The following is an 11,382-nucleotide window of genomic DNA, read 5'->3' as shown; positions in this document are numbered from 1 at the left end:
CCGACGCTTGCGACTTATCAAAGGGGGCGGGGGCGGCTCGATGGCCGCCCCCGCCCCCTGAAGTGGAAGGCGAAGTGGTGCCTTAGAAGAGGCCGATCGCGTTGCCGTCCTCATCGACGCCCATGCGCAGTGCCGCGGGCTCCTTCGGCAGACCCGGCATGGTCATGACCGAACCGGTGAGCGCGACCACGAACCCGGCGCCGAGGCGGGGGATGAGGTCGCGAACGTGGAGCACGTGGCCCTCGGGTGCGCCGAGCTTCGAGGGGTCGTCACTGAACGAGTACTGGGTCTTCGCCATGCACACGGGGAGCTTGTCCCAGCCGTTCTTCTTGAGGCGGCGAAGGGCTGCGGGAGCACCGTCGACGTACTGGACCTCCGATGCGCCGTAGACCTCCTTGGCGATGGTCTCGATGGCGTTCTCAACGCCGTCCTCAGGCTCGTAGAGGTGGTGGAAGTCGCCGGCTTCCTCGATGGCGGCGAGCACCTGGTCGGCGAGGTCGAGTGCACCCTCGCCGCCCTTTGCCCACACCTCGGAGAGTGCAGCCTTGTAGCCGTTCTCCTTCGCCCAGTCGAGAACGGCCTTGAGCTCGGTCTCGGTGTCCGACGGGAAGCGGTTAAGGGCGATGACGGGCTCGAGACCGAACTTGCGAATGTTCTCGAGGTGCTTGCGGAGGTTCGCGGTGCCTTCGAGGGCCGCGTCGACGTTCTCCGTTTCGAGCTCGTCCTTCTTCACGCCGCCGTGCATCTTGAGGGCGCGCACGGTCGCGACAAGCACGACCGCGTCGGGCGAGAAGCCGCCGAAACGCGACTTGATGTCGAGGAACTTTTCGCCGCCGAGGTCCGAGCCGAAGCCGGCCTCGGTCACGGCGATTTCACCGAGCTCGCGGGCGAGGTTGGTCGCGATGATCGAGTTGCAGCCGTGCGCGATGTTGGCGAACGGGCCGCCGTGCACGAGGGCGGGGGTGCCGCCGAGGGTCTGCACGAGGTTCGGGTTGAGGGCATCCTTGAGAAGCATCGTGATGGCGCCTTCGACCTTGAGGTCGGCGACGGTCACGGGTTTGCGATCGAACGTGTAGCCCACGACGATGCGCGAGATGCGCTCCTGCAGATCCTTGAGGTCCGTCGCGAGGCAGAGGATCGCCATGATCTCGGAGGCCACGACGATGTCGAAGCCGTCTTCGCGGGGCATGCCCTGGGCGGGGCCGCCGAGGCCGACGACGATCGAGCGGAGCTCGCGGTCGTTGACGTCGAGGACGCGCTTCCACTGAATACGGCGCGGGTCAATGTTGAGGGGGTTGCCCTGCTGGATCGAGTTGTCGATGAGGGCGGCGAGGGTGTTGTTCGCAATCTGGATCGCGTGGAAGTCGCCCGTGAAGTGGAGGTTGATGTCTTCCATGGGGACGACCTGGGCGTAGCCACCACCGGTTGCGCCGCCCTTGACGCCCATGACCGGGCCGAGCGAGGGTTCGCGGAGTGCGACGACGGTCTTCTTGCCCTTGAGGGAGAAGGCGTCGGAAAGGCCGACGGTCGTCGTCGACTTACCTTCGCCCGCGGGGGTCGGCGAGAGCGCCGAAACGAGCACGAGCTTCGCCTTCGGCTTGTCGCTGCTCTGGTCGATCTTCTTCATGTCGACCTTTGCCTTGGTCCAGCCGTAGGGGATGAGGGCGTCGTTCGGGATACCGGCGGCCTCGGCGATCTCGGTGATCGGCTTGAGGGTGTGGGCCTGGGCGATCTTGAGATCAGGGTTTTCGGATGCCATGGGCAAATCTCCTTTGATTCTTCTCGGTTTCTGCGGGGCGTTCGTCCCTCACTGTGACCTAGCAAACGGGAAATTCCCTGAGCGTGCCAGTGATTTCGCGGCTCGTGCGGCCCGCGGGGGCGCTCCCGTGACCGAAATTTCGGAAATATGGTGCGTTCAAGGGGCATACAAAAATCCCCCGCCCGGGACGACCCGGCGGGGGATTGCTGTGGCTCCGACGGGCGTCGATCCCGTGACCTCTCGATTTTCAGTCGAACGCTCTACCAACTGAGCTACAGAGCCGAATGTTCCAGAAGGAACAGCGAACAGCCTACCAGTGCCCGCGAGCGTGTGCGAAATCGGTGCGAGCGGGGGAGAGGTATGACACGTTTGCGTGACCGAGTTGTAAGAGTGGCGTGAGGGCAGTGCGAGACACGGAAAAACCCCCTCGATTCCTCGAGGGGGCTTGTCGCTTTTGCGACCCTGACCGGGCTTGAACCGGCGACCTCCGCCGTGACAGGGCGGCACTCTAACCAACTGAGCTACAGGGCCTTTTTTGTCGTGCTCTCGCTTCGACTCGAATTACTTTACACACCCTGTGCACCAAATGCCACCTGAGAGCGGAGAGGCTCGTCACATTCGTGATTCCGCTGGTCTTCGCGTGCTTGGCACAATGGATGGGGTGAGGAGCAGAGCACAGTCCGACGGTTCATCAGCCGCCTTCGATCTTGAGGCAATCGGCGCGAATCTCGCCTTCGCGAGTGTCGCTGCCGACCTCGCCGAGGCGATCGCGTCGCCCGGTGCGAGCGCGGTCGTCCAGGCGCCTCCGGGATCGGGCAAGACGACGCTCGTGCCGCCCATCGTTGCGAACGCTCTCGCGGGTGAGCAAGACGCAGGTCGCGTGATCGTCACGCAGCCGCGGCGCGTCGCCGCGCGTGCCGGCGCATCCAGGCTTCGCGCCCTCGCCTCACAGACCACCCCGGCGCTCGCCGACCGCGTCGCCTATTCGGTGCGCGGTGACTCTACGCTCACGCGCGACTCCCTCGTGGAGTTTGTGACGCCCGGTGTTCTTGTGCGCCGTCTTCTCTCGGATCCCGAGCTGGCGGATGTGTCGGCGATTGTGCTCGACGAGGTGCATGAGCGCTCCCTTGAGTCAGATCTCGCGCTTGCCTTCGCGCTCGACGTGCGCGACCTGCGCGGAGATCTGAGGATTCTCGCGCTTTCGGCGACCCTCGATGCCGAGCGCTTCGCGGGTCTCATGGGGGAGGGGGTGCCAGGACCGGTGCCGGTGATCGACTCACCAACGGCGCTATTTCCCGTCGCGACGCGCCGAGAGCCCTTCGCCTCGCGCATGAACGAGCGCGGGGTCTCAAGGGAGTTCCTCGAGCACACCGCGCGGGTGGCGGTTGAGGCACTTGAGGAGCCGGGCGAGCTCGCGGATAGCGACGTTCTCGTGTTCCTGCCGGGGGCGTGGGAGGTTGAAAACGCGGCATCGGCGGCGCGGGATCTGCTCGCGCGTCGTGGCGCGCGGGTCAACGTCTGCGAGCTTCACGGCCGCATCGATGCGCGTGAACAGGATCGGATCGTGCGGGGCCGCGGAGCCGGCGAGCCGCGCAGGATCATCTTCTCCACGAACCTCGCCGAGTCGTCGCTCACCGTGCCAGGTGTGCGCATCGTCGTGGATTCGGGGCTGAGCCGCGAGGTGCGCCGCGATGCCGCGCGAAAGATGAGCGGTCTCGTGACTGTGACGGCCTCGCGTGCGAGCATGACCCAGCGCGCCGGTCGTGCCGGTCGCCTCGGGCCAGGCCTCGCCATCCGCCTTTTCGATGACCTCGCCTACGCGGGAGCGCGCGACTTCACCATCCCCGAGATCGCGAGCGCCGACCTCACGGACACGGCACTTCTCATGGCCGCGTGGGGAACGCCCGGCGGCTCGGGTCTTCGCCTTCCCGATGCGCCACCGGCCGACGCCCTCGCAGATGCGCATGCGAGCCTCGTCGCGCTTGGCGCCCTCGACGCCGAGGGCGCTCTTACCCCACTTGGCCGCACGCTCGCCTCGATCCCCGCCGACCCGCGCCTTGCCCGAGCGCTGCTCACCTCCACACGGGTCGTGGGTTCCGACGCCGCCTCGCGCACTGTCGCGGCTCTCTCCCTTGAGGCGCCCCTCCCGCTCGGTGGTGAGTTTGTTGAGGGCCCGCGCATTCAGCGTGAGCGTCTTGCGCGAGAAGCCGATCGCTTCGCGCGCATTGTTCGCCGCCACGCACGCGATTCGCGCCTCGAAGCGAGTGGCGAACTGGAGGCGCTCGAAGCCCCGAACGATCCGGCGCACGCCGCCGGAATCGTCGTGGGCCTCGCCTACCCGGAGCGCCTCGCACGGCGCATTGAACCGGGAATCTACGAAACCGCGGGCGGGACCCGCGCCGGCACGAGCGATGAGGGCCTCGGCGAATGGATCGCGATTGCCGAGCTGCAACGCTCGAACGCGAAGGCTGCCCGTGGCACGGGCGCGATCATCCGCTCTGCGGCTCCCCTCACCGAAGAGGAGGCCCTCGCGTGCGCGGGACCGCTCGTGCGCGAGAGAACCGAGATCCACTTTGGCGAACACGGTGCGAAAGCACGCCGCGTGAAAGTGCTCGGCAGCATCGTTTTTTCCTCAACCCCCACGAAAGCCGAGGGGGCAGGTGCGCGAGAGGCTGTTCTCGCGGGCATTCGACGCGCCGGACTCGGCATGTTCACGTGGAGCGCGAGCGCCGCAAACCTGCGCTCCCGCCTCGCGCTCCTTCACCGCGAACTCGGCGAACCGTGGCCCGACGTGAGCGACAACGCTCTCCTTGCCCGCCTCGAGGAACTCGCGGGCCCCGAGCTCGACGCGCTCGCGGGAATCGGTCGAAAGCACCCCATCGCCCCCTCCGCAATCGATATGCGCCCCATCCTCGAGCGCGCCCTCCCATGGCCCGAAGCCGCGCGACTCGAAGAACTCGCGCCCGAGAGAATCCAGGTGCCGTCGGACTCCAAAATTCGCCTTGACTACCCGAGCGCCGAGCAGATTGCGCACGCCGATGAGAGCGGCGCGGATGAGGCGCCCGTGAGGCTCAAGGTCAAGCTCCAGGAAATGTTCGGGCTCGAAGAGACACCGCGCATCGTCGAGGGCAGGGTGAGCGTGCTCATCGAGCTGCTCTCGCCCGGTGGGAAACCCCTCGCGATCACGAAGGACTTGCGCTCATTTTGGGCGGGGCCGTACGCCGAGGTGCGCAAAGAAATGCGCGGCCGCTACCCGAAACACCCCTGGCCCGAGGACCCGATGGCGTTCGAAGCGACCGCGAAAACGAACCGCGCACTCAGGCGCGGCCCGCACTAGGGGCAGGGCTACTTCTCGAGTGCCCGCACGCCCTTCCAGGCAAGAGGAATCAGCCCAGCGGCGATCGCGGCCTTCACGATCCCACCCGGAATGAACGGGATGAGACCCGCGTTCATGACGCCCGCGAAGTCGAGGCCGAGGCCCATGACCGAGTTGAGCACCCACGCCATGTACGGCACGCCCACGACGAACGGCAACGCGCTCGCGGCAATAAAACCGAGAAGCGCGAGAGCGAACTTGCGATCCCACGCGCGCTCCGCCATCCAGCCCGCCACAAAGGCCGAGGGGATAAAGCCGATGATGAAGCCGAAGCTCGGCTCGAGAACCATGCCCGGGCCGCCGCCAAAGTCCGCGAAAATCGGGGCGCCCGCAAGACCCGCCACGAGGTAGGTGGCGAGTGAAGCCGCGCCGCGCTTCGAGCCGAGTGCCGCGCCCACGAGAATCACGCCGAGGGTCTGGCCCGTGATCGGCACATACGGAAGCGGAATCGTGACCTGCGCGAGCAGACCAACGACCACAACGCCCGCGACGATGAGCGAGAGATCGGTGAGCAGCGTGCGGTGTTTGACGAGCGAATCGGCAAGCACGGGGCGAGTGCCGGCAACGGAAGCGGTGGTCATGAATCTCCTTCATCTCACGAATAGGGCCGCCCCAATACTAGGCCCCGCCGCCGATCAGGGTGGAGAAGAGCGCGGTCGCCTACACCTGAATCTGGGCGAATGTGGCGCTCTATAGGGTGAGATCATGCCGCCACGATCCTTCGCCCCCAGTACTCGCACCGAGCGCGCCCGCCTCATATATGCGCGCCTGAGTGCACAAGGACTCGCCCTGCCGAGGCACCGCAACGCCGGGAATCTCGTGCACGCGATGGGCGCGATGCAGGGGCAGGATCTGCCCGGCCTGCTCTCCTCGATCGCCCTTCGGCTCGATGCGGAAAAGGTCGGTGAAGCACCAGACCAGGATCAGGTTCCGACGGTGGCCCCGCAAGCGTCGGCCCCCGAAGCTTTCCCGAGCGACGCGCGCATGCGAGAAGTACTGCGCGCGTTTGACGCAGGCGAGATCGTGCGCGGCTACCCGATGCGAGGGACCGTTTTCGCCATGGCCGCCCGCGATGCGCGGTGGATGACCGAGCTGTGTGCGAAAAAGGGAGAATGGGAAGCAAGGCGCCGCCGCTCGCGCAATCTTTCCGACGCCCAGGTTGAGCACGCGCTGAATCTCGCCCTCGAATTCCTCGCGGGGAAAGTGCGAGGTGTGACGCGGGCGGACCTCCTCGAGGCGTGGAAAAGTGGCGGCATCGAGACGGACGGCGGTCGCGGCTACCACCTCATCACCTACTTCATGGCATCCGGCCACCTGATCTACGGGCCGATCGACGGCGCGGAACAGCGAATCGCCGACGCCGCGACGTGGCTCCCCAAGGGGGCTGGACTCGAGGAGTGTTTCGGGGGAGACAAAGTGGCGGCAACCGCGGCACTGCTCGAGCGCTACCTCGCAAGTCATGGGCCCGCAACGCTGCGCGATTTCGCGTGGTGGACGAAACTCCCGCTTCGCCAGATCCGCGCGGCTGCCCTCCAGATCGGCGACGGAATCGAGGAATGGGGCAGTGGCGCCGCAGGCGAGACGCTGTTCTGTCGCGCGGGGCTTGCCGATGAGGTCAGCTCTGCCGCCGCACGCGTTCGGGGTACCTTCCTGCTGCCCGGTTTCGACGAGCTCGTGCTCGGATACCCCGACCGCCTCGCCCTCATGACCGAACAAGAGCACGCGCTGCTCGTGCCCGGAAACAACGGGGTGTTCCGGCGGGGAATCGTGCGCGGTGGGCGCATGGTTGCCCTGTGGCGCACCGTCAAGCGCAAGAGGGGTCGGGCGCTCGCGGTCGATGCCTTTGGTGAACTCTCCGCTGCGGCCTCGCGCGACATTGAAAAAGCCTTCGCGGCATTTCCGCATCACGACCAGTAGGTGGCGCCCGCGCTCGGCGTAGGGGTGTCGGAGCTCACCGCGTGGAGTGTGCGGAAGGTGTACCAAGGTCCCGTGAAAAAGGGAGTGGGCGCAGGTAGTCGGGTCTTTTCCCCACACCCCACTACTCCTTCCCCTTCATGAAAGTGGTGAAAAATGGCCGTTGCGCGCCGGAATTCCGGTTCTGGTGGCGATTTTTCACCACTTTCGATGTGTGCCCGGCGATGCGGTGGGGGAGTTGTTTGTAGTGGCGGGGGCCGGGGAATGAATAGGTTGGTGGCGGGTTTGTTTCAAGAAGGGTTACAAGAAGGGCAACAACCCGCCCCCGCGACGTTAAATAAACAACCCCCGACCTGGCGTTTTGCCAGATCAGGGGCTGTTTTTTGTGGAGCCTCCTGCCGGAATCGAACCGGCGACCTATTCATTACGAGTGAATCGCTCTACCGACTGAGCTAAGGAGGCGTGTGCGTCGCTCACGCGTCGCGCACGAACCACAACTTTACGGGAGAAACGGCCCGGGTGCCAAACTGTGCCGGTGATGGACCGGTCACATCTCGTGCGGGGCGACGTGCATGCCGCCCCGCTGACCCGGGCTCAGTTTCTACTCACATTTCGCGCCGTCGTCCGGGACCTTGTCCTCGAGGAGGTAGGCGTCGACCATTTCCTCGATGCAGCCACCCGAGCGGCCGTAGGCGGTGTGCCCGAAGCCTTTCCAGGTGAGGAGCACGGAGTTGTCAAGCTGCTTGTTGAGGGATTCAGCCCACGCGTACGGGGTTGCGGGGTCGCCCGTGGTGCCGATCACCACGATCGTGCTCGAGCCCTTGGCGTTGATCTTTGCGGGGTAGCGCACGGCCTTCGCGGGCCAGTTTGCGCAGCCGTCCTCTTCGCTGCCGAGGGAGGGGCCGAATGTGGGGTACTTCTTGGCGAGGCGATCGCCTTCCTTCTTGAGCCACTCCTTGTCGGTCACGCCCACGTGGTCGAGGCAGTTCACGGCGGGGTTCGCAAACGTGCTGTTGGACTTGAATGAGCCGTCTTCTTCGCGCTCGTTGGCGAGGTCGGCGAGCATGAGGAGAACGTCGGCGGAGTTGTTGGCCTTGGCGCTTTCGATCCCGAGGGCGACGTATTCCCAGGTCTCGTTGCTGTAGAGAGCGGTGAGGATCGCCGTTGAGGCGAGGGTCTCGTTGAGCTTGCGGCCGCTTGCCGTGGGAATGGGGTTCTTCCCGGCGTCTTTCATGAAGTCGCGAAGCTGCTGGACGCCCTCATCAACACTGCCCGTGAGGGGGCAGCTGTCGCGCTCGGTCTGGCACCATGTCACGAAGTCCTTCACGGCGTTTTCGAAGCCCTCGGCTTGACCCGCCACAATTTCGTTCATGGTGAGCGACGGATCGAGAGCGCCGTCGAGGATGAGGTGTCCCGTGCGCTTGGGGTACATCTCGGCGTAGGTCGCGCCGAGGTACGTGCCGTAGGAGAAGCCGAGGTAGTCGAGCTTTTCGGAGTCGACGGCTGAACGGATCACGTCCATGTCGCGCGCCGCGGAGTACGTATCGACGTACTGGAGCCGGTCACCGGACTTCTCGCCGCAGGCCTTGGCGAGCTTGTCAGACCATTCTTTTGCCTTTTGTACGCCTTCTTCGGTGTCGGGAAGGTCGGTCGAGAGCATCTTGTCGGTTTCAGCATCATCGAGGCACTGGATACCGTCGGAATCCTTCACGCCGCGCGGATCGAAACCGATCACGTTGTACTGTTCGAGAACGCCGGGGCTGATCTGCATGGAGCCGTAAGCGGCGACGTGTTCGGCACCCGAGCCGCCCGGGCCGCCGGGGTTGACGAGAAGTGAGCCCCGAGGCTTGTCGGCCTTGGCGGGCAGGCGCGTGAGCAGGAGCGAGAGGGTCGCGCCTTCGGGATCATTCCATTTGAGGGGAACATCGATCGTGGCGCACTCGGCAGCCTTGTACTCGGCGCGTTCACATTCGCCCCACTCGGCGCGTTGGTCGTAGAACTTCGCCCAGCGCTCGTCCTCTGCCGGATCGGCACCGAGATCATAGGCCGCGGATTCAACGACGGGGGCGATCGTCCCAAGGGGTTCCATGCCGTCGGTTCCGAAGGCTTTGCTCGTGGTCCCCTCGAGGTCCTTGAGCGCTGCTTCGGCGTCCTTTTCGAAGGTGCTGCTGGCCGTGGCGGCGGTGCCGTTTGAGCCAGATGACGCTTGTTGGCCCGCTTGTATGAGGGCCCCGCACCCACTGAGGGAGAGCGCGGCAAGGGTGAGGGCACTAACGGCGGCGGCAGCACGCGCACGCACACTGAAGCGGGAGTGGCGGATAGGTGTCACGAAGGGACCTCGCGGATTGTTGAGAGGGCAAAATGGCTCCCCTCATTCAACCACGCGGTGCCGTGCATCACCGTCAGACTCTCCCAGTTGGCGTTTGGCCGCCGAGGTGGGTAGAGTATTTCTGCCCGCCCCGTTCGTCTAGCGGCCTAGGACACCTGCCTTTCACGCCGGCAACACGGGTTCGAATCCCGTACGGGGTACAGCAAAAACCGCCCGCCATTATGGCGGGCGGTTTTCTTTTTTGCGGTGGTGCTGTGAGGGCATACGCGCGGGGTTGGCGCAACCGCGAGGGCGCGCTCGAAGGGTCCGACGCCTGCCCACCTCCCTCGCGCGGACTTTGCGAGTGTGCTCAAGGAGCGCAGGTAGTGTTGACAAGTGTGATCCCTCCACAACGAAGCGGGGGAGATCGCCCCTTGATTCCTCCCCCCACGAGATAAGGACAGGAAGAAGAATGAGCACTTTTGATCCGAACCTTCCGAGCACGAATGAAGCCGGTGCCGTGCGTGAATCCGATGCTCACTCGCTGAGCGTTGGTGCGAACGGCCCCATCCTTCTCCATGATGTGAACCTCGTAGAGAAGCTCGCGCGTTTTGACCGCGAGCGCATTCCCGAGCGCAGCCCTCACGCGAAGGGTTCGGGCGCGTTCGGTGAGCTCCGCGTGACCGAGGATGTCTCGAAGTGCACGAAGGCGAAGCTTTTCCAGAAGGGTCAGAAGACTCCGATGCTCGCCCGCTTCTCGACCGTGGCCGGTGAGCTCGGCTCGCCCGACACGTGGCGCGACGTGCGCGGGTTCGCGCTCAAGTTCTACACGGAGGAGGGCAACTACGACATCGTTGGCAACAACACGCCGATCTTCTTCCTCCGTGACCCCATGAAGTTCCCCGACTTCATTCACTCGCAGAAGCGCCTTCCCGATTCGGGCCTGCGCGATGCGACGATGCAGTGGGATTTCTGGACCCTCTCGCCGGAGAGCGCCCACCAGGTCGCGTACCTCATGGGTCCGCGTGGTCTTCCGAAGACCTGGCGCCACATGAACGGCTACAGCTCGCACACCTACATGTGGGTGAACGAGGCTGGCGAGAAGTCGTGGGTCAAGTACCACTTCCACACCCAGCAGGGCGTGGAGTACCTCTCGAATGAGGAGGCGACCCGCATTGCGGGCGAGGATGCCGATGCTCACCGCAAGGACCTCTTCGACGCGATCAAGAACGGTGAGTTCCCGAAGTGGGATGTCTCCGTGCAGATCATGCCCTACGAGGATGCGAAGACCTACCGCTTCAACCCGTTCGACCTCACGAAGACCTGGTCGAAGAAGGACTACCCGCTCATCAAGGTGGGCGAGTTCGAGCTCAACCAGAACCCCGTGAACCACTTCGCGCAGATCGAACAGACGGCGTTCAGCCCGTCGAACCTCGTTCCGGGCATCGGCTTCTCGCCCGACAAGATGCTGCTTGGCCGCGTGTTCTCCTACCCGGATGCGCAGCGCAACCGCCTCGGCACGAACTACAACCAGCTGCCCGTGAACCGCCCGGTGAACGACCAGAACACCTACTCGAAGGAAGGGGCGATGGAGTTCTTCCACTCGGGCGATGCTCCCGTGTACGCCCCGAACTCGTTCGGTCGTGCGTACCAGGATGAGCAGGGCCCGGTCGACAACGGCTGGGAGAGCGACGGCGACATGGTGCGCGCCGCGTACACCCTCCACGCGGAGGACGACGACTTTGGTCAGGCCGGCACTCTCGTGCGCGAGGTGTTTAGCGACGAGGAGCGCGAGGAGTTCGTGAACACCGTCGCAGGTGCCCTCGACGGCGTGATCGAGCCCGTGCTCTCGCGCGCATTCGAGTACTGGAAGAACGTTGACCAGGAGATCGGCGAGCGCATCGAGAAGGCCGTCAAGGCGAATGCGGGCGCGGACGAGGTTCCCGGCAGCCTCCAGTAACGCATAGCTGAAACGCTCGGCCCCGTTCCTGCCACGCTCGGTGGGGGCGGGGCCGACGCTTGCCT

6 protein-coding genes and 4 tRNA genes are annotated in these 11,382 nt (G+C 65.1%); 4 read left to right on the top strand and 6 right to left on the bottom strand.

The features are described from left to right. Positions 1-82 precede the first annotated feature (82 nt). From DAD186_RS08860 to DAD186_RS08850, 3 genes are all read right to left on the bottom strand, one after another. Positions 83-1,759, bottom strand: a complete 1,677-nt coding sequence (locus DAD186_RS08860; protein WP_065248356.1) for a formate--tetrahydrofolate ligase — start codon at positions 1,757-1,759, stop codon at positions 83-85. A gap of 209 nt (positions 1,760-1,968) precedes the next feature. Continuing rightward, a tRNA-Phe gene (locus DAD186_RS08855) sits at positions 1,969-2,041 on the bottom strand. Between the two features lie 175 nt (positions 2,042-2,216). After that, positions 2,217-2,290: transfer RNA gene (locus tag DAD186_RS08850), tRNA-Asp, on the bottom strand. 130 nt (positions 2,291-2,420) lie between these two features. Between DAD186_RS08850 and hrpB the strand changes: the two genes are divergently transcribed. Continuing rightward, positions 2,421-5,096: an ATP-dependent helicase HrpB gene (gene hrpB / locus DAD186_RS08845; protein ID WP_236886241.1), complete on the top strand. Its 2,676-nt coding sequence runs from the start codon at positions 2,421-2,423 to the stop codon at positions 5,094-5,096. Between the two features lie 8 nt (positions 5,097-5,104). Here hrpB and DAD186_RS08840 read toward each other — a convergent pair whose 3' ends face one another. Then, positions 5,105-5,716: a biotin transporter BioY gene (locus DAD186_RS08840; RefSeq protein WP_065248354.1), complete on the bottom strand. Its 612-nt coding sequence runs from the start codon at positions 5,714-5,716 to the stop codon at positions 5,105-5,107. A 124-nt stretch (positions 5,717-5,840) separates the two neighbouring features. Here DAD186_RS08840 and DAD186_RS08835 point away from each other — a divergent pair, with 124 nt between their 5' ends. After that, positions 5,841-7,052 carry a winged helix DNA-binding domain-containing protein gene (locus tag DAD186_RS08835; RefSeq protein WP_065248353.1) on the top strand — a complete coding sequence of 404 codons (1,212 nt, stop codon included), beginning with the start codon at positions 5,841-5,843 and terminating at the stop codon, positions 7,050-7,052. A 383-nt stretch (positions 7,053-7,435) separates the two neighbouring features. Here the strand turns inward: DAD186_RS08835 and DAD186_RS08830 are convergent. After that, positions 7,436-7,511 (bottom strand) — tRNA-Thr (locus DAD186_RS08830). Positions 7,512-7,650: 139 nt separating this feature from the next. Continuing rightward, complete coding sequence (locus tag DAD186_RS08825) at positions 7,651-9,378, bottom strand: alpha/beta hydrolase (RefSeq protein ID WP_065248352.1); 1,728 nt, start codon at positions 9,376-9,378, stop codon at positions 7,651-7,653. Positions 9,379-9,505: 127 nt separating this feature from the next. Here DAD186_RS08825 and DAD186_RS08820 point away from each other — a divergent pair. Further along, positions 9,506-9,578: transfer RNA gene (locus tag DAD186_RS08820), tRNA-Glu, on the top strand. A gap of 251 nt (positions 9,579-9,829) precedes the next feature. Further along, on the top strand, positions 9,830-11,317 hold the full coding sequence (locus DAD186_RS08815) for a catalase (RefSeq protein ID WP_065248351.1): 1,488 nt from the start codon (positions 9,830-9,832) through the stop codon (positions 11,315-11,317). Positions 11,318-11,382: the final 65 nt, after the last annotated feature.

It is taken from the genome of Dermabacter vaginalis (assembly GCF_001678905.1).
Classification (GTDB): domain Bacteria; phylum Actinomycetota; class Actinomycetes; order Actinomycetales; family Dermabacteraceae; genus Dermabacter; species Dermabacter vaginalis.
Note: the sequence above shows the minus strand (reverse complement) of the source record. Positions and strands in the feature narration are given on the sequence as shown.